We start from the raw sequence: 19,892 nt of genomic DNA, 5'->3' as shown, positions 1-19,892 counted from the left end.
TGTTTACTCATCTTTCCTCCCCCATTAATATTTTCTAAAAAAGTCTTTTGCCAAAACCTGTTTAAAAGCAGTACTATAATCCTGGATAATAATCTCAATATCCTTACCAATCCCCTCTGCTAAATTCACACGACTATCATAAGCAATCCCAACAGGATATTCAATATTGTAAAGATTATTAAAATAAAAATTTCCTTCTATACGTCCATAATAAATATCAACATCTGGTGCAACATTGAATTTAGAAAGATACACAAAAAAACCAATATCAATTGCCCCTTTTTCCGTCATATCTTTTGCAACCTTTGTGCCCTTCTCATTTGCAAAAAACTTACCAATACGTGCTTGAATCTCCTCATGAATTTTATCCCTAACTTCTTGCCTTACCTCCACGCCATCAAGAAAAAAGCGTAAAGAGTATCCAATTTCAGACTTTGCCTGATAATAATCTAAAATATCACTCAAGGTATTTTTGCAATTCTTGATAATTTCTTCCTTTGTTACCCTCTCGCGTTCAAAAATATAAGGACCAAAAGCAAAATTTAACCCACTCTCAACACGATTATTGCAATTTGTAAGCCACTTTTGCACAACCCAACTTTTTTCAACCTCTTTTGCAAAAGCCGTGCCCCACAAGCATAAAAAAATAAATAAAATATTTCTCATTCAATATTCCTTAATTACGGTTTTTTTAAAATACGACGAATTGTTTCGCTTGCAAGTTGAAAGCCAAACGACCCGGTCACTCCTTCAAAGCTCCCTAAATTCTTGCAATGGGGTAACTCCGAACTAAAAACAACCTTAAAATCTCCTTTGAAGCCTGTTTTTTTTAATTTTTCCCTAAACTTACGTGCAAAACGATCGCCATAGCATTTCCATACAGAATCCACACGAATAGCAAGAGGATTTAGACGCTTTGCACTACCCATAGAGCTAAACAAGCGACGATAACCCCAGTTTGCAACCTCTACCTTTGCATCAATATCATCAATACAGTCTAAGATAATAGAATAATCATCAAGGCAAAGAGATCCTAAAAATTCCTTGTCAACACTTTGATGAATCGGTATTACCCCTTTATAAATATGCGAAAGAACCTCCACTTTAGATTCCCCAACTGCTTCACTTCCAATTTGACGATTTTGATTTGTTACATCATAATAATCACAATCAACAATAGTGATACGTCCTATCCCACTACGATACAGACAATCTAATGCAAAACTTCCTACTCCGCCAACGCCTAAAATCAATACCGAAGATTTTTGTAAACGTAAAAAACCTTCATCACCCATTAAAATACGTGTACGCGAAAAACGATCTTCTATAGCCACCGCTCCACCCTTTCCATATGGCCATAACTTGTTAAATTAAGCTTTAAGGGAGTAATGGCAGCATACTGACTGAATAATGCCTTAAAATCTGAATTATTTCCTTCTCTCTCTTCCCATTCTAAAGGATGCAAACCCAACCAATAATACTCTTCACCGCGTGGGTTCCTATGTAAATGAGCATCATTTCCATACAAGCGGTACCCTAGCTCACAAACCTTATATCCCTTAAATTCAGCAATAGAACAATCAGGGATATTCACATTCAGTAAATGGCGTCCATCTAAGGGAAAACCTTTCGTTAAAATTCTTTCTACCAACTCATAGGCAACCTTTTTTGCCAAAGCAAAATCACCATGATAATACCCATTCTTATCTTGAAGCATTTGCGAAAGAGCGATAGATGGAATACCAGCAATGCAACCCTCCATTGCTCCGCCAACCGTCCCTGAGTAAGTCGTATCCTCACCCATATTTGAACCAAGATTAATACCGCTCACCACAACATCAGGCTTCTTTGAGCATTCATACAATGCATGCAGTGCCAAATATACACAATCAGTAGGGGTGCCATCATGCAATTTATAAAAATCATCATCAACCTTAATAAAATGTAGGGGCGATTTTAATGTTAAAGAATGCCCACACGCCGACTTCTCACTCGATGGTGCGACAATCAATATCTCTCCAAGAGGAGTTAATGCCTCTTTTAATGCTAGTAATGCCGGTGATTCAAAACCATCATCATTTGTAATCAATATCCTTTTCACAATAAACTCCTTATCAATGCTAAAAATATGTCAAGAAAATATCATCAAAAAATGTTTTTAACGGGGCATATTTTTGCTGTGAAAACTCCTGCAACATATCTAAAATCTGTTGTTTTATCTGCTCTAAATGATTCTGACTTTCCTCTAAACCTAACAAATTAACATAACTATTTTTACTCACATCATTATGCGTTGTCTTACCCGCCTCTTCCGATGTTTGCAAAGCGTCAATCATATCGTCATGAATTTGAAAAAACAAACCAAGCTTTAAGCCAATTTGATAAAGATTTTCACAAAAATTAGCATTCTCACATGCAACAATCGCACCCATTTTTAGAGATGCAGCAATCAAAGCACCAGTTTTCTTTTGATGCAGAAATTGCAATTCAGCAAGAGTTAAAGGTTGACTCTCAAAATGGCAATCCAGAGCCTGCCCAAGCACCATTCCATGCACTCCGCCATTATAAGAAAGTTCCGCAATTAAAGCAATCTTAACAGAATCTGGCAAGGGAGATTGAGAAAGTAAGTAAAATGCATAAGTGTTCAGCCCATCACCCGCTAAAATCGCTAACGCATCGTCATAACATACATGCAAAGTAGGATTACAACGTCTTAGCGATGCATTATCCATTGCAGGTAAATCATCATGAATAAGTGAATAAGTATGCAAAACTTCAATCGCTAATGCCGGATAAAACATATCCAATCGTTGCTCCTGTTGCTCTAGTAAACTTGGGTTCAATGCAAGAAGCACCCCCAAAAATAGACGAGGGCGGAACCGCTTCCCGCCATTCTTCACCATCTGCCATAAAGCAACCTCATAATGAGGATGGTAAGAGGAAGCATTTAATTGATGGTTTTGCAAAAAATCTTCAAACTCCAACAAAAGAGTATCAAGTTTAATCACGCAATAACCCTCCCCATTGGTCATCCTTTTTTTTGTTTGTAGTTACAAAAAACTGAAAACCATTCCTATCAATTAAAAATCTCATAGGTCCTTTACTTGCGACAGAAATAATCTTTGCACCTTCCACAAAATCTGCAGGCATTTCCTGGTTATTTAAACGCAAAATTTGGTCACCCACTTGAAGATTCTCAAATCCTGCACCCTCTGGCGTATCTTCAATAGCTGTAACTACCCAATCTGGAGTAAATCGAACACCTAAAGCTGAAAGATAGTGATGAGGGAGGAGCATTCCATCAGTACGCTGAAAAACTGCTGTACTGATATCTTCTAAATTGCCATTACGAGAAATTTTAATGGGCACTTCAGTGTTAGGTGTCAACTCATAAATACTTTGCAAAAATTCATTAAAACTTGTTACGGGTTTTTTATTGAATTCTATAATAATATCACCAGCTTCAAGCTTAATGCCTTCAATAAAGGGTTCAACATAATCAACAATAATTTGCTCATCTTTCTCAACAAATAACGCACCAATTGCACCATACACAAATTGATCACCATCTAAAAATCGTTTAAGATAAGAAGATTCAATAAAACCATCACCTGTCCCTAAACCATAAAATTGATAGCAAATAGAGGTAATCACACTATTTTGTGGAGTCGGGGCACTAAATTGTGCATAATCTAAAAAACCATTCATACGCCCTGTTACCTTGCCTGTTTCATAGTTAGTCGTTGTCCCCACACCTAAAATACCCTTCATTGATTCTTCGTTTAAATCTTTCATTTCCAAAGGGACCATTTTCTTTTTGGCTTCTAACAAATATAATCCCACAAATGGATCGCTTTTAATGATATGAAAGCCATTAGGTGCTTTTTTACCAAAATAGAGCAATTCATTTTGATTAATGGCTACTGCATAGCTGTTTCCCACTTTCTCCATAGAAAGAGAAATACGTTCAGCACATCGCGAAAAATCAGCTGCCCACAAAAAATTTCCTAAAAACCCACAAACAAGAATGGTGACTATAAACTTTTTTATCATATTTTACCCCTTAAAGCTAGTTGCAACCAAATCATCTAATAACCCCATCGTTGTTGAATGGCGGTCAGCTTCAACACTTCTTAAGACATCATTGACTGTACTAATGAGTAAAATCTGTAAAGATTCTTTGTCTTCAAGTAAAGAATCATCAAGCACAATATCAACAATCTCACCCTTACCATTCGCACTAACACTCACCAAGCCACCCCCACCTTTTGCAGTGAACAGGCGACTCTGGCTTTGTTCCTCTATCTCTTTACTTTTGTTTTGTAATTCATTCATCATCGATGAAAGCTGTCCCATATCAAACATATTTTTCCTCCTTATTTGCAGGGCTTATCTTAAATTTTCTTTTCATTTCGAATACATACAATATGATTATTATCGTCAACAAAAACAATTTGGGGACAAAACAACACCGCTTCCTCATACTCAAAAGAAGCATACGCAATAATAATAACCTTATCACCAATAGCAACTTTCCTTGCTGCCGCACCATTCAAACAAACTTCTCCACTTCCTGGTTTACCTGTAATCACATAAGTTGTAAATCGCTCACCATTACAAAGATTGACAACATCAACTTTCTGCCCTTCTAAAAGCTTTGCTGCCTTTATCAATTCTTCATCAAGAGTAATCGAACCCTGATAATTCAAATTTGCATCACTCACAACTGCACGATGAATCTTACTATAAAGCATTTCTAATCTCAAGTCCACTCCTTTGACAAGATAAACTGTAATTTACATAGCACAAAATATACCATCTTAAAACACTTTAATATGATCAAGTGAAAAATCTGGAGAAATATGGATTTTTAAAGAAGGAATATAACGTACTAATGCATTCAAAAAAGGGCGATAAGAAAGCATAGAACCGCTCAAAATAACTTCTTGTAACATAAAATTCTCTCCCATATCACGCAATAAATTCCCATAAAATTCTGCCATACTCTCTACAACACCAAAAGCTAAGGTTTCTTTATCTACACCAGCAAGAGCAAAACTCATACAAGAACGTAATATTAACAGATAAGATAATGCCACACCACCATTTTTTGCATAAAGTTTATAATCAATACGTGGTCCCTTCTCACCCAAAAAATATGTTGCAAACTGTAGCATTTTATTTTTTCCCTCAGACAAACTTGCTGATGGATCATACAAAACTTGGTAAATCACACCTAATACATCAAATAGATTTTCACTATAAGTTGGTTGACGATTTTCTGCAAGCATTGTTTGAATATGTGGAAATTTTTGAATAAAATTTGCAATAAGTTTTGCCCCCACAGAATCACATTGAATCTCTTGCAACCATAAAGAATTTTCAAGTGGAAAATATATTTCAAGAATCTTCTGTAATCGTTGTTCATTGCAAACAGCAACGATTGTCGGAACTTCATACCCCATATGTGCAACCATCAATGATGAAGGTAAATTTGGATTTTGTTTCAAGAATTCCGAAAGATAATGCGGATAACTCATCGACATACAGGGTTTAGACAAATTCAAAATATGCCCTTTTTGTGAAACTGCAATCCATAAAGGTTCTAGAGAGATTAATTGATTAGACACAAAAGCATGTGAATATTTCGAAAGCATTTCGTCGATTGGCATTTTCTGCACAGAACTTAAATAAACAATATCCACTTTTAATTCAATGAGAAAATGGGCAAGAATCAACAAAGTTACATCATAAGGCAGGCAAACAATGTCGTCATCAAAACTCACGCAAATGGGAGATATTAGCGAAGGAGGTTGAGGCTCTTGATGTTGCTTTAAACCTTTTCTAGGAATACGCATTAAAGGTTTCTCCCATGAAGCAAGAGCATTCACTTCTGCGGAACAAACACGAAAAAATAACTCTAAAGTTGCGATATCACAAGGCATACTCCATTCTTTTTCAGATTCATTAATACTCAATACCTTAGCACCATATAAAGTATGGATATACACTTCCTCGCCTAATGCAACTTTCTTTGCTAACGCATAAAAGCTTTCCGCCACAACACCTTTATTAGGTTGACGAGCTGAAGAAAGAATCGGAACATTTTCGAGGTAAACATTACCTTTGTATGGAAACTCTTGAAGTTCATTTAGATGCATTTTAATGTCTATATTCATTGCCGGTAGAAGACGTTGCTTCTCTAAAGTAAAATGTGGAAAATCTAAAGTTTGATAAGGTTCAAAAATAGCATCATCGTCAAGAATCTGAATTTGCTTAAAAACAAAAAAAAGAGATAAAGGAAAAGTTGTTGCCAGTACATCACTTAGAATCTTTACCTCATTTTCTCCTCCCAAAACACGCAAGATAAACTCTTTTTCCGCTGGTAAATACTCCATACAAAAACGAATTGAAAGATTCTTAATCTCTTTAAAAAGTAAGAATTCCAAATATGGATTACGAAAAGGGGCAGAAAAAATAAAGGCTAATTTTACCTGCTTCATTTCAAAAACCCCTAAAAGTAGTCTGTGCTAATTCCCTCAAAGGGTAACAAGCAATCTTTTTAACCTGCACTCCCCATTCTTCTAAAACCTTCACGGCAAGATCCTCCATCATCTCTGCTCCATGACAAACCGCGTCAGAAAGCTCAAAGCTTGTTTCACTACCAATGACTTCTGGAATCACGCCAATGATTTTAACTGGTGGAAGGTCACCATTAATTTCTGTCATTTTCAAAGTTTGGAGCATTTCAACTTCATGGGCAGAACCCTGCCAAGTAATTGCAAGCGGAATGTCATTAAAATCAAATGCATAAACATCGCCTATACGAGATTCATTACCCACATTTACACAATCAAAAATCAAGACACGTTCATAAGAAGTAATGGTTGGAATTAAGAATTGTGCAAGAGTACCACCATCAACTATATCAACTTGATGTTTTCCTTCAAAACAATAATTCTTAGCAAAGAGGTGGGCAAGATGCACCCCTACCCCCTCATCACCAAAGAGTATATTACCAATACCCAAAACAAGAATCTTCACAGGCAAACTTTAATTAATGAGAATCTTTATCATAGCGATAACCACCTGCCATCGTATCTAATCCACCACCAGGATAACGTACAGCATTCCATGTAGCCAAATAAATATGCAAGGGAACAAAAATAACAAACACCCAAGTTGCATAATGGTGAATCAAACGCACAGAAGATAAGCCCCCAAGCATCACCTCAACGGGCTTAAAAATTCCACCAATAAAACCACCCAAACCCTCATGATAAACATTTGCATACAATGTTAAGCCTGTAATACACATAACAAAAATTAATAACATAATCATAATATAGGTTACTAACTGAATAGGGTTATAAGCACCCTTTTGATGTGGATGATGTCCAATCAACAAGTATGCTTTGATAATCGCAATCCATACTGACGGCTTCAATACATCATCAAAAGTAAGCCTTTCTTGTTTAGCCCCCTTAGAAAAAAAGAAGATATAAACTCTAAACAAGGTAACGCCAATTAATGCAAAACCAATAATCTGATGCCAACTCCTTATTAATGCATACAAAAACCCAGTTGGTTCAGCATTTTGCACTGGAATAATAAAAGGATACCCCAAGTAAAAACCTGTTGCAATCAAAAAGAAAATACACAAGGCACGCAACCAATGTAAAATACGCGTCGCAACACTAAATTCCACATGCCGTTTAAAAGTTTCTGTTTTCATTTATGCCCCCTTTAAACAAGAACCACCCATTGTAACAGGATCAATGCGATATTCCCCTAATTCATTCCCTTTTATATCCATCATATGAACTGCACAAGCAATGCAAGGGTCAAAGGAATGGATAATACGGATAATCTCTAAAGGTTGGGATAAGTTTTCAATTTTCAACCCCATCAATGCAGCTTCATAAGGTCCTTTATTGCCTGCTGCATCGCGTGGTCCAGCATTCCAAGTAGAGGGGACAACAGCTTGATAGTTTTGCACAACACCATCCTTAATGCGTACCCAATGACTTAACATTCCACGCGGAACAGAGCCAATATAACGCCCCTGATATTCCTTGTTTTTATCAATCACATAAGGTGCACAAGTGCGTTTATCCCCACTCCTAATTGTTTCTAGCAGAGAGTTAAACGCTTCAAGCCCATAGTCTGCAGAAAGCTTACATTCTAAAAGTCTACCTGCCGTACGCCCAAGTGTTGTAAACAAGGCCTCTAAAGGTAAACCTGTATCTGCCAAGAATTGGGTGGCAACTTTTTTAACACGTGGATTATCAGAAGCCAATCCGACAATAATTGTTGCAAGAGGTCCCACCTCAACAGGCTGACCATCATAACGTGGAGACTTAATCCAAGAATACTTACCTTCTCTATCAAGCATTTTAGTCTTAACTAAATTCCCATCAGCACCAATACTTTCCCCATCCTTAAAGCCTGTATAATTAGGTTCAGTTTTACCATCATAAGGATGCAATGGCTCATTATCTCGATACCAAGAATGCGTTGCTTCCTCCGTAATTTTACCCTCATCAATCGGATGTGCCTTAGTTAAATCATCGGCAAAAACAATACCTGTACTATAAAGATACTCTGTAGCATTAATAGGAATCTCTTGATAGGACATAAAATTCTTTACATTCACGCCACCCATCACGCTCGGTTCATCTTTATACACTTCAGCCGCCATCACAACATCTGCATAATATGCACGATTAATAAAATCTGAAACATAATCAAATTTACTTTTCCAATCACCTAGACGACTTGGATCCAAAATATCCCTTACGCAAGTTACGCCACCAACGGTTAAACTTTGAGGGTGAGGTTGCTTAGAACCAAAAATAGCCATCATTTGAGCAGCCACGCGTTGCACTTCTAATGCACGCAAATAATGTGAAAGTACAATTAAATTTTGTTCGGGCGAAAAGCGATAAGTCTTATGCCCCCAATACGCATTTGCAAAAGGTCCCAAACCACTTTTTCCACCCGCAAAATCCGCCACTCTTTTTTGTACTGCCGTAAGCTCGTCAGCACCGGTTGCAATTGGGCTTGAAGAATAGTTAAAAGCAATTTTACTCGCCAAAACAGGGTCTGCCTTAAGTGCTGAAGTAATATCACACCAATCTAAACCATGTAAGTGATAGAAGTGAACAAGGTGATCATGGAGTACTAGAGAAATATTCATTAATGCCCTTGTATATTGGGCATTTGGAGGAATCTCAATCCCTAAAGCATTCTCAACCGCTGTAATTCCAGCCTTGTAATGTGAATAAGTGCAAACACCACAAATGCGTTGTGTCATAAAGCCCACATCCCTAGGGTCACGATTTTTAACAATTGTTTCAATACCACGCCATAATGTCGAACTTGAAAATGCATCTGTGACAATATTATTATCATCAACTATCACTTCAATGCGTAAATGTCCCTCGATTCTTGTAATTGGATCAACCACGATATGCTTTGCCATTTTATTCCCCCTTATCTTTAAAAATCGCTGATAAAGCAGCGTGTGCTGCAATTCCTATAGCCGCTGCACTCAAAATAGCAATACCTATCTTATCTGAAGTTTTATCCGCACCTTCACCCCCAAAAGCAGTTTGAAATAAATGATTTGCCATAGGCTCTTCAAAGGGTCCCATCTTATCCCAAAATTGCGGTTCTGAACAGCCAATACAACCATGTCCTGCCGCAATAGGCCAACTTGTATGACTATTAAAACGCAACTTAGAGCAGTTATTAAATGTATAAGGTCCTTTACAGCCAACCTTATAGAGACAATACCCCTCCTCTGCCCCTTCATCGCCAAAACGCTGAACAAACTCACCCGCATCAAACCTTCCTCGTCTTTCACAAAGATCATGAATTCTGTGTCCATACGCCCAAATTGGACGATTAAACGCATCTACAGGTGGAAGAGCATCAAAAAGAAGAAAATGCAAGACATTCCCAACAATATTTTTCTCACTCGGCGGACATCCTGGCACGTTAATAACAGATTTTGTAATAATCTTGCTTAATGGTTGTGCGGCAGTTGGATTAGGATTAGCCGCTTGGATTCCGCCAAAACTACTACATGCCCCAATCGCAAAAATAGCTTTTGCACCCTCAGCAGCCTTACGTGCATTTTCAGCACCCGTATGCCCTAACGCACCAATCGTCAAGCAATGCTCTGTACTACCAGAAGGAATGCCACCCTCAACCATCAAAATATACTGCCCATGATGTTTTTTGATAGCTGATTCTAAATTCTCCTCTGCCTGCCAACCTGAAGCAGCCATAATCGTCTCATGATACTCAAGGGAAATATAATCGAAAATCAAACTATCAATACTAGGACCATCAGAACGCAACAAACTCTCGCTACAACCCGTACATTCAGCCATATGCAACCATACAACCGGCAATCTATCAGCAATTTCAGCAGCCTTAGCCGTCAATGGAACAAAACTAGCCGGTAAAGCCAAGGTCGCTGTCATTGCTGTCGCCCATTTCATAAAATCTCTTCTTGAAATTCCTCGACTTTGTAGCATTTGAGAAATACTTGCATCTTTATGTAAAGACGGAAGCTTTTCTAACTCATCTAACCGCTTTCGCGTTTCTTTTAGCAATCGCTGTTCTTTTTCATGTGATAACAACATTGATGTCTCCTTGCAGAAGAAATAAATGCCTAACTTTAACATATTTTTCTTTAAAAAATTGACTATCCCTGCGAAGATAAATATTTTTTCACAAGAATAGCATCATTCATTGGAATTTTCTGTTCACCAACCAATTGGTATTCTTCATCACCCTTTCCTAAAATCAACAATACTTCATCATCACAAAGATTTTCAAGAGCCTTTTTAATTGCTAACGGACGGTTAGGTTCAATATTACATTTTGAAATATTATGGATACCGCTTAAAATATCTTGGATAATTTTTTGTGGATCTTCACTACGAGGATTGTCGCTTGTTAGATATATTTTTGTGGCGTAACGCTCAGCTACTGCACCCATTCTCGGTCGTTTACTGGGATCTCTATCTCCACCCGCACCAAAAATAACAACTATCTTCTGGTGCAAAAATGATTCAAAAACTTGTCTCATTCCATCTTCTGTGTGTGCAAAATCTACAATAACAAGGGGTTTTTGACTCACACATTCCATACGCCCACATACACCACCAAACACTTCGAAAGTCTCCAAAATTTGTTCCAGTGGTTTTTGTGTAAGGATGTGAACTGCCGAAACAGCGGCTAATAGATTGTAAAGATTATGTCGCCCATGCAAAACAGAGAATAGCGAATAACTTTTATGTCCATACTGAATTTGTGCTGAAATTCCATCTTTCAACGAATATGCACAGGCACGGTAAGTCGCATTACTTTCAATACCATAGGTACGCGACTGCATAGATTGGTATACAGCCTTTTGCTCATCACTATTGATGAGCTTTGGTGAATCATCACTAAAAAATGCATTCTTAGTAGCAACATAATGTTCTAAATTTTTATGAAAGTCTAAATGATCGCTCGTAATATTTGTCAAAATTTTCAAAGCAAATTCTAGCCCATCAATCCTTTGTTGAACAATTGCATGAGAACTGACCTCCATTACAAAAAAATTACATTTTTCTTTTTTGGCAAATGCAATATGAGAATAAAGCTCCAAGAGCATAGGGGTTGTAAGCGATTTTTCTTTGATTTGTTGAAGGTTCACAAAAAAACCTCGTGTTCCTAAAAGAGCAACACGAAATCCTAATTCGATTAAAATAGTGTAAATGGCAGCAGCAGTTGTAGTTTTACCATTTGTGCCAGTGATTCCTATGATAGGCATATTCACATCAAGATACTGCTGTAACTCTAAAGGTGTTAAAAAAACTTGACAACCCTTTTTTTTTGCCTCCTCTAAAAATGAGGAAGAATGATGCGTAAGAAGAAATGCCCCATCTGAATCAATCTCCCTTGAATCATCACTTATATATTGAAATTTCTGAGCACTGACCGGTATCTTCATAAGACTTCCATTATTTTCTTGTAAATCTCTCCCATTCTTGAATCTACAGGCACCTTCATGTTAATATCATCAAGGTACAACAAAGCCATATGGACAAAACCATTATCAACGAGACTCTCAATAAATTCAACAAATTCATCTCGATGTGTGAGGATAATCCTTGTGCTAAAAATCATATCCTCGCATGCTTCTTTAAAGCTTCCACGATACTCAACATGTTTTTTAAAGTCACTATACAAAACGCCATCATTCCTATCAATATTCAAAGAATTAATCAAATGTGTCATCGCCGCCATTTCACTTACATTACCATCAAAACTTTCAACTAAAGAAAGTAAAACTTTATCAGCCACGAAACGGCTATTGCGTTTTAAGAGTTGATAGTAATTATAAAGTGCCTTACTTTCTGTCTCAAAATCACTTGCTAAGTCTGCAAGCAAAAGCCCAACTTTACTCTCTAAATCTTCTTTTCTTAAAATCATTGCATGAGAATACTGCCTCATTGATTCTTCATAATCCCCCTCCAAAAAAGCGGCTTCAGCACGTTTTTTAAGGGAACTCAACAATTGTTTTTGACGAATTCTTATAGACTTCTCCATTGTTGCTCCATACCATGTGGGACATTGACGATTTCAATGTCTGGATGTAATTCAATTTTTAATGCTCGTTCAATACCATATTTAAGAGTAGTCGTACTACTTGAACAACCCTTACATGCCCCATCAAGACGAACATAAACCTTCCCTGAGGCAATACCAATCAAGGTAACATCACCCCCATCAAGTGCCAACTGTGGCCTCACTTTATCGAGGATATGCTCTACAGGGTGTCGCAACTCTTCATCACTAAATGGCAACATTAAAATACTCTCCTTAAAAAACTTCATACTCTCCGTAAATCCGTAAACTAATCCATTTTAAACAATTTTTACTTTTAAATAGCTTACATTACAAGAGAACATTGCTACAATCGGCATTAAAATTTAATTATTTAGTAGGCAACAACCATTTTTAAGGTATGTTAAACCCTAATAAATGGTAAAAACAAAAATTATGCTCTGTTTGCTAAACTTAAGCCACATATTATGGAATATTGGATAGAATGATTGTTCAACTTTTAATATTAGGGGTGAGTCAATGACTTTTACAAATGCATTTAAAGGCTGTTTGGCTGTATGCCTTGCTTCAAGTTTTGGATATGCAACTGATATCGAGAAAGCAATTAAAAACATCGAGGTAGATGGCTTTCTGCGTTATCGTTTAACAGACACACGGTTTGAAAATTTCAATTTCATTAAAAACAACAATATGACCGGTTCAGCATCGACATATACTGCTGGAAATGGTGCTGCACATAGTTTTCGTGCAAATGCAAATTTTGCTACTCCTGCTTACAAGGGTGTTGCAATGAATCTGGGTATTATGTACAATAATAATACAACCACAAACAATGGGCTTTATGGTACAGGTTTGGGTGCAGGTGAAGACGGAGATTTTGGGGTTAGTACATTCTATGCCTCACTATTTTTGCCTTTCGAGACAAGAATCAATGCAGGAAAAATGCGTCTCGATACACCAATTAATGACTCTCTAGATGATCGCGGAACGGGTATTTATCTCACAAATACTGCTGCACAGGGTGTTAAGATTAATGCTTTTGCCCTTGATACATGGTCGCTTGATGACGGAATGATGGGGCTTACGAATCTCCCAGCTGGTGGAGCAAGTATTACAAAGGCATTTATTGGAGTTGGTGCAGATGCAGATATACAGGGCTTTGGTGCAAGAGCTTGGCTAATGAACATCAATGAAGTGATGAATTATGATATTTATTTAAACCTCTCTTACACTCATCCTTATTTCCACTTGAAGGCAGAGTACGCAAAAAGCCAACTTCAAGATAGTCTATTTAATACAATTGATCCTACAGCCCCTATCTTTCAAGACCATTCGTTGCTTACCCTTGAAGGTGGTGTGAAATTCAAACCTGTTGGGTTGCGTGTAGGTTACATTACTTCTGGAAGTGACGGATATAAGGTTGCATTAGATAATCAAGGGACATTCCAAATGGCTGGGCAAATATGGAACGATTATAGTATTGCCGATGTCAATTATAGCCCATTGGGTACACTTCCAACAACGCAGAAAAAATTGAATGTCTTTTATGGTTCTGCAAGCCTAACATTCCTTGAGAATGACGCTTTAGTTATTGCACTTGACTATGTAAATGGTAAGAATGAAGATAAAACCTTGCATTCAACCATTAAATTTCAAGAGATTACTCCGACCATCTCTTACCAGTATAATGCACAGCTAAATCTATTACTCTATTATGCTATGCTTTCTGCATCTTTAGACCAAGATGTAGTTGCTACCGATTATGCAGATGCAACAGAAAATCGGGTACGTTTTCAAGCTATCTACAAATTCTAAACATAATTTCCCCCACAAGAACACCCTAACTTATGGGGGAACTGCAAATTTTACACAATTTTCTAAAATAATTTACCCAAAATCTATGATTTTTATTGCATTCTATCAATAACTAAAGTATAATACTCCCTGAAGCAAGTCTTCGACCATTTATTTTTAAGGAGTTTACAATGAGAATGATTAAAGTATCGCTAGCGGCTGTTACAATGCTTGGGTTGTTTAGTGGCGTAAGCAGTGCCCAAACCATTGAAGAGGCGATTAAAGGAACAACTGTAAACGGCTATTTACGTTATAGAGCGAATAGCGATGATTACAGTGATCATCTAGGGGTTAATGGTACTCACACAAACAACACAACCCATCAATATCGTGCATTTGCAGAGATTCAAACTGCACCCATCAACAGCGTATCATTTAATTTAGGAGCGCTCTATATTAATGAAGGTGCAACAACAAATACCGGTGTTTATGGTACAGGTTTGGGTGCAGGTGAAGACGGAGATTTTGGGGTTAGTACATTCTATGCGACAGTTGCTCCACATCAATATACAAAAACAACAATTATGCTAGGAAAACAAATTCTTAATACCCCTGTCACAGATGCCGGAGATTTTGACAGAGGGACAGGTATCCTTGCTTTAAATCAAGATGTAGCAGGGTTAACTGTTGCACTTGGTGCATACGATACTTGGTCTCTTAGTAATATTACGGGCTACAGTAGCGATCAGTCTGTTACAAAATCCATTTATGTTCTAGCTGCAATTTATAATATTCCGGATATGTTAACTGCACAATTATGGTACTTCAATATTAAAGATGTTGCGGATATGGTTCTTTATGGTGAAGTAGCTTATGATCAAAAGTTTGGTGTGGCTGGAGCTAGAGCATCTGCAACTTATGCAAGATCAACTTTAGGTAGCCTCTTTGCAGGACAAGAGAAAGATAATGATCTTCTCAAGTTAAATGTTGGTGGTGATTTCTACCTTGGTGCAACAAGCCCTATCGGTTTAGATGTTGGTTACTTGATGAACACTGCACCCGGATACTCTGCTTTGGTGGATGATCAAGGAAAGATGATCAACTCTGTGACAATGGGACAAACCTGGTGGCAAAATGCTGGAACAGCATCCAGTATTGGTATCGGTCGCCGATTAACTGGAGTCAACAGCACACCTATCATGGAAGGCGGTGAAGATAAACTTGGCGTTCTCTATGCAAGTGTCGGAGCAAAGAATATTGCAGAAACAGGTTTAGGTATTCATTTAACTTATGTTCAAGGCTCTTCAGAGTATAGCCTCAATGGCGTAACTTCAAGTAAAAGAGATTTTACAGAAATTGTTCCTTTGATTAACTATGCTTTCGATAAAAAGCTTTCATTCCAAACATACTATTCTATGCTCTCAACAGACATTGATACAACAAGGCTTGATGCAACAACTGGAGTTGCAACTCCTATTAAAGGAACAGAAAAACGCAATCGCTTCCGCTTTGAGACTCTCTACAAATTCTAAGATTCTTGCAATATTATAGAATAATGCCCTCCATTTTTGTGGGGGGTATTGTTCTTAAATTATTTTTATGATAAAATGACCGATAATGTAACAATTAAGGAGATAAATTGAGGACACATTTATGTGCGGAATTAGGAGTTTCTGATATTGGTTTAGAGGTTATGTTGTGTGGATGGGTAAACAGCTACCGCGACCATGGTGGAGTTGTTTTTATTGATTTACGCGATAAAAGTGGTATCATTCAGCTTGTAGCAGACCCAAACGAGAAGGGAAACAATGCAGAAATTGCAAAGAATGTCCGAGATGAATTCGTGCTTATCGCTAAGGGACGCGTGAGGTTAAGGGGGGAAGGGCTTGAAAACCCAAAACTCAAGACAGGTAAAATTGAAGTATTATTAGAAGAATTAACTATTGAGAATCGTAGCTTGACACCGCCAATTGCTGTGGGTGATGACAGTGTAAGTGAGGAATTGCGTCTTAAATATCGTTATTTAGATTTAAGAAATAAAAAAGCTTATGAAACTTTTGCTTTACGCAGTAAAGTGGCTATTGCAACAAGAAATGCTTTAGATAAGATGGGATTCTTAGAAGTTGAAACACCTATTCTCACTAAACAAACCCCCGAAGGGGCAAGGGATTATCTTGTACCAAGTCGCATACATTCGGGGGAATTCTATGCACTTCCCCAATCCCCCCAACTCTTTAAGCAACTTTTGATGATGTCTGGTTTTGATCGCTACTTTCAAATCGCGAAATGCTTTCGAGATGAAGATTTGCGTGCAGATAGACAACCTGAATTCACACAAATTGATGTGGAGATGAGTTTTTGCACACAAGAAGATGTTATAAAAGTTTGTGAGAAACTTTTAGGAGAAATCTTTATTGCATGTGGACACCAAATACCCGTGCATTTTCCACAAATATCATACCAAGAAGCAATGGAAAAATATGGTTCTGACAAGCCTGATTTACGATTTGCAATGCCTCTGTACGAAGTGAAAGAATGTTTTTTAGATTCTAGCAATGAAGTGTTCTCCTCCATAGCTAAAGACACAAAAAGTCGCATTAAGGCATTAAAAGTGGAAGGTGGGGATTCTTTTTATACACGTAAAACACTGAGTGAATTAGAAAATTTTGTGTGCAAATTTGGTGCAAAGGGACTTGCCTACTTACAATATAAGGAGGGTGAGGTTAAAGGCCCTTTGCGTAAATTTCTTACCGAACAATCTTACAAGCAACTTGAATCTGTCTTATCCCCAAAGGATGGTGACTTAATATTCTTTGGTGCTGGAGACAAAAAAGTTGTTTGGGATTATATGGGTCGTTTACGTTTAAAGATTGCGGAAGATATGCGATTATTCAACCCTCAAGATCTCTGCTTTTTATGGGTTGTAGATTTTCCTATGTTTGAATACGCTGATGATGGCTCTTTAAGTGCCTCTCATCACCCTTTCACTATGCCAAAAAATATTGATGCTGAGAATCTTGAAGACATTTGCTCTATTGCTTATGATGTTGTGTTAAATGGAGTAGAGCTAGGTGGAGGAAGTATTCGTATTCACAAAGATGAGATTCAATCTAAAGTATTTAAAATTCTTGGAATCTCACAAGAACAAGCACAGGAACGTTTTGGATTCTTGCTTGAAGCATTGCAATATGGTGCACCACCGCATGGAGGTTTTGCAATTGGTTTTGATAGGCTTGTTATGTTACTTACACAATCAAAAAGTATTCGTGATGTCATCGCCTTTCCAAAAACACAAAAGGGGATATGTCCTCTTACGGATGCACCTAGTAAAGTGGAAAATACATTACTGAAAGAGTTGCATTTGCGTGTAAATGAAAAAAATCTTAATTAAAAGGAACACAAAAAATGGTAAAGAAATTATTTTTAATCATTGGAGCACCTGGAAGTGGCAAAACGACAGATGCACAGCTTATCGCAGAGAGAAATCCTCAAAATATAGCCCATTACTCTACCGGTGACTTATTACGTGCTGAGGTGGCAAGTGGTAGCGAACAAGGTAAGTTGATTGAAAGCTTCACTTCTAAAGGAAATTTAGTGCCTTTAGAAATTGTTGTAAATACAATCATTCGAGCAATTAAGAATGAAGCCAAAAATGTGATTGTGCTAGACGGGTATCCGCGTAGCATTGAACAAATGGAAGCCTTAGATGATATTCTTAAAGAAGAAACTGAAATTCAGCTTGTGAGTGTAATTGAGGTTGAAGTAAGCGAAGGAGTTGCTAAAGATAGAGTTCTTGGACGTGCAAGGGGGGCAGATGATAATGTAGAAGTATTCAATAATCGTATGCGTGTTTTTCAAGAACCCCTAAAAGAAATTGAAGGCTTTTACGGTGGTCAAGAGCTATTGACAAAGATCAATGGAGAGCGGACAATCGAAGAGATTGTGGACGAAATGGAAGCTTTTATTAAAAGTAAAATCTAGGAGATAAGAATGCAAATTGATAAAATTCCTGTTGGAGATAACCCTAATAAAGTGAATGCAGTTATCGAGATTCCTTATGGTTCAAGCGTGAAATACGAGGTAGATAAAGAAAGTGGTGCTATTGTTGTGGATAGAATGCTTTATAGTGCAATGTTTTATCCCGCCAATTATGGCTTCATTCCACAAACTTTAGCTGATGATGGCGATCCCATTGATATTCTTGTATTAAATTCTATTCCGCTTCAAGCTGGTAGTGTCATCAAGTGCCGACTCATTGGGGTTTTGATAATGGAAGATGAGAGCGGAAATGACGAGAAACTTTTAGCCGTCCCTATTAGCAAAATTGACCCACACTTTGATAATATTAATAGTTATGAGGATTTTCCGAAAAGTTTTCTTAACAAAATCAAGAATTTTTTTGAAACTTATAAGATATTAGAGCCTAATAAGTGGGTACGCGTGAAGGAATTTCAGGGCATTGATAAAGCACAGGAGCTTTTAGATTTGGCAATAAAAGCTTACAAGCATTGATTATGTATTTCCTTAATTGACATAAGCCCTATTCGCAATCTAAGAAAAATCCAAATATGCAAGTATGATGACTGCATAACAAAAATGGAACATTAATTGCAATACTTCATAAAAAATTGGAAGGATAACTAAATGAAAAAGGTTATAGTGTTGCTTTTATTGATGATAGGCTTAAATGCGGACAATGAAGGGTTTTATGCCTCTGTAGGCATAGGTGCAAACAAATATTCGAGCAAAAATCAGGATTCAGATGGGCGCGACAAAAATACATTAACATCCGTCACAGGTAAGGTGGGTTATGTGTGGGATAGATTCTATCGATTGGGTGGAATTCTTGCATATGATGGCGGTTCTGGAAGCCATACGGGGGATTCATTGCCCATCTTTTCTGAAAAAGTTACGCAAGAAGAACAAAAAGGATTATCTAACACACGCATTACAGGAGAGGTACTTGGGAGCGTGAATCTTTTTGGAAGATCATATTTTAGCAAGGAAACTTGGCTTTATATTAATCTAGGCTTGGGAGCTAATAAAGAGAAGGGCGGATACACACCGATGGAAACAGACATGCTTAAAGTCTACATTCCTATAGAAATCGATGGGGAAGTCCGCGTGAGTCGCAGTGTAGGCATAAACTATCTACTTGGATACGCTTATATGCCGATAGCAAAAATGGATATTTCAGGCGAAATCCATCGTCTTGTCAGCTTTGTTGATGGAGCAGAGATAACATTTAAAGATGGTCATAGAATTAAGGCGGAATTAGGCATTTCATACTATTTTGAAAATACAACAAGCTTTTTTCTTAAAGGCGGTGCAGAATATTGGATAATGGGAGAATCTCCAACATACAATGCTCTTTCAGTAATAACTTACCGCTATGTTAATTTTTATTATCCCCATCATGAAAGTTTGCGCGTGGGAATGCAAGCTGGATTCTCATTTTAAGGAGGCAA

At 37.4% G+C, this 19,892-nt stretch carries 21 protein-coding genes; 6 read left to right on the top strand and 15 right to left on the bottom strand.

Annotation, left to right across the window (positions count from 1 at the left end; translation table 11 throughout):
- Positions 1-24: 24 nt before the first annotated feature.
- From CCZ01_RS00385 to CCZ01_RS00315, 15 genes are all read right to left on the bottom strand, one after another.
- On the bottom strand, positions 25-666 hold the full coding sequence (locus tag CCZ01_RS00385) for a hypothetical protein (RefSeq protein ID WP_112051252.1): 642 nt from the start codon (positions 664-666) through the stop codon (positions 25-27).
- Positions 667-680: 14 nt separating this feature from the next.
- Positions 681-1,334 (bottom strand): ThiF family adenylyltransferase, encoded by a 654-nt coding sequence (locus tag CCZ01_RS00380; RefSeq protein ID WP_112051251.1) that lies wholly within the window; start codon positions 1,332-1,334, stop codon positions 681-683.
- A complete protein-coding gene (gene surE, locus CCZ01_RS00375) occupies positions 1,325-2,101 on the bottom strand; it encodes a 5'/3'-nucleotidase SurE (protein ID WP_112051250.1) in 777 nt (258 codons plus the stop codon). Before surE ends, CCZ01_RS00380 begins: the two co-directional genes overlap by 10 nt.
- Positions 2,102-2,120: 19 nt before the next feature.
- Positions 2,121-3,005 carry a polyprenyl synthetase family protein gene (locus CCZ01_RS00370; RefSeq protein ID WP_458692850.1) on the bottom strand — a complete coding sequence of 295 codons (885 nt, stop codon included), beginning with the start codon at positions 3,003-3,005 and terminating at the stop codon, positions 2,121-2,123.
- Positions 3,001-4,053: a DUF7488 domain-containing protein gene (locus CCZ01_RS00365; protein WP_112051248.1), complete on the bottom strand. Its 1,053-nt coding sequence runs from the start codon at positions 4,051-4,053 to the stop codon at positions 3,001-3,003. Before CCZ01_RS00365 ends, CCZ01_RS00370 begins: the two co-directional genes overlap by 5 nt.
- Before the next feature lie 3 nt (positions 4,054-4,056).
- On the bottom strand, positions 4,057-4,365 hold the full coding sequence (locus tag CCZ01_RS00360) for a YbaB/EbfC family nucleoid-associated protein (RefSeq protein ID WP_112051247.1): 309 nt from the start codon (positions 4,363-4,365) through the stop codon (positions 4,057-4,059).
- A 29-nt stretch (positions 4,366-4,394) separates the two neighbouring features.
- Positions 4,395-4,766, bottom strand: a complete 372-nt coding sequence (panD, locus tag CCZ01_RS00355) for an aspartate 1-decarboxylase (protein WP_112051246.1) — start codon at positions 4,764-4,766, stop codon at positions 4,395-4,397.
- 54 nt (positions 4,767-4,820) lie between these two features.
- On the bottom strand, positions 4,821-6,503 hold the full coding sequence (locus CCZ01_RS00350; protein WP_112051245.1) for a hypothetical protein: 1,683 nt from the start codon (positions 6,501-6,503) through the stop codon (positions 4,821-4,823).
- A gap of 1 nt (position 6,504) precedes the next feature.
- Positions 6,505-7,044 carry a HyaD/HybD family hydrogenase maturation endopeptidase gene (locus CCZ01_RS00345; RefSeq protein ID WP_112051244.1) on the bottom strand — a complete coding sequence of 180 codons (540 nt, stop codon included), beginning with the start codon at positions 7,042-7,044 and terminating at the stop codon, positions 6,505-6,507.
- A 13-nt stretch (positions 7,045-7,057) separates the two neighbouring features.
- On the bottom strand, positions 7,058-7,735 hold the full coding sequence (cybH, locus tag CCZ01_RS00340; RefSeq protein WP_112051243.1) for a Ni/Fe-hydrogenase, b-type cytochrome subunit: 678 nt from the start codon (positions 7,733-7,735) through the stop codon (positions 7,058-7,060).
- Positions 7,736-9,484 (bottom strand): nickel-dependent hydrogenase large subunit, encoded by a 1,749-nt coding sequence (locus CCZ01_RS00335; RefSeq protein ID WP_112051242.1) that lies wholly within the window; start codon positions 9,482-9,484, stop codon positions 7,736-7,738.
- A gap of 1 nt (position 9,485) precedes the next feature.
- Positions 9,486-10,655, bottom strand: coding sequence for a hydrogenase small subunit (locus CCZ01_RS00330; protein WP_112051241.1), 1,170 nt, complete (start codon positions 10,653-10,655; stop codon positions 9,486-9,488).
- 62 nt (positions 10,656-10,717) lie between these two features.
- Complete coding sequence (locus CCZ01_RS00325; RefSeq protein WP_112051240.1) at positions 10,718-12,013, bottom strand: UDP-N-acetylmuramoyl-L-alanyl-D-glutamate--2,6-diaminopimelate ligase; 1,296 nt, start codon at positions 12,011-12,013, stop codon at positions 10,718-10,720.
- A complete protein-coding gene (locus CCZ01_RS00320; protein WP_112051239.1) occupies positions 12,010-12,612 on the bottom strand; it encodes a hypothetical protein in 603 nt (200 codons plus the stop codon). The genes CCZ01_RS00325 and CCZ01_RS00320 overlap by 4 nt, the downstream gene beginning before the upstream one ends.
- Positions 12,597-12,872 (bottom strand): NifU family protein, encoded by a 276-nt coding sequence (locus CCZ01_RS00315; protein WP_112051238.1) that lies wholly within the window; start codon positions 12,870-12,872, stop codon positions 12,597-12,599. Before CCZ01_RS00315 ends, CCZ01_RS00320 begins: the two co-directional genes overlap by 16 nt.
- Positions 12,873-13,149: 277 nt before the next feature.
- On the opposite strand from CCZ01_RS00315, the gene CCZ01_RS00310 reads away from it, so the two are divergent.
- The 6 genes from CCZ01_RS00310 (at position 13,150) to CCZ01_RS00285 (ending at position 19,884) form a co-directional block, all read left to right on the top strand.
- On the top strand, positions 13,150-14,445 hold the full coding sequence (locus CCZ01_RS00310) for a major outer membrane protein (RefSeq protein WP_112051237.1): 1,296 nt from the start codon (positions 13,150-13,152) through the stop codon (positions 14,443-14,445).
- A gap of 170 nt (positions 14,446-14,615) precedes the next feature.
- Positions 14,616-15,956, top strand: coding sequence for a major outer membrane protein (locus CCZ01_RS00305; RefSeq protein WP_112051236.1), 1,341 nt, complete (start codon positions 14,616-14,618; stop codon positions 15,954-15,956).
- A 107-nt stretch (positions 15,957-16,063) separates the two neighbouring features.
- The gene (aspS, locus tag CCZ01_RS00300) at positions 16,064-17,815 is read left to right on the top strand and encodes an aspartate--tRNA ligase (RefSeq protein ID WP_112051235.1); all 1,752 of its coding nucleotides are present in this window, start codon (positions 16,064-16,066) and stop codon (positions 17,813-17,815) included.
- Between the two features lie 14 nt (positions 17,816-17,829).
- The gene (locus CCZ01_RS00295) at positions 17,830-18,405 is read left to right on the top strand and encodes an adenylate kinase (RefSeq protein WP_112051234.1); all 576 of its coding nucleotides are present in this window, start codon (positions 17,830-17,832) and stop codon (positions 18,403-18,405) included.
- Positions 18,406-18,414: 9 nt separating this feature from the next.
- Positions 18,415-18,936, top strand: a complete 522-nt coding sequence (gene ppa, locus CCZ01_RS00290; protein ID WP_112051233.1) for an inorganic diphosphatase — start codon at positions 18,415-18,417, stop codon at positions 18,934-18,936.
- Between the two features lie 132 nt (positions 18,937-19,068).
- Positions 19,069-19,884, top strand: coding sequence for a hypothetical protein (locus tag CCZ01_RS00285; RefSeq protein ID WP_112051232.1), 816 nt, complete (start codon positions 19,069-19,071; stop codon positions 19,882-19,884).
- Positions 19,885-19,892 lie beyond the last annotated feature (8 nt).

The sequence above is a fragment of the Helicobacter monodelphidis genome, from assembly GCF_003288845.1.
GTDB lineage: Bacteria > Campylobacterota > Campylobacteria > Campylobacterales > Helicobacteraceae > NHYN01.
The sequence above is the reverse complement of the archived record's forward strand: the minus strand, read 5'-3'. Positions and strand labels throughout refer to the sequence as shown.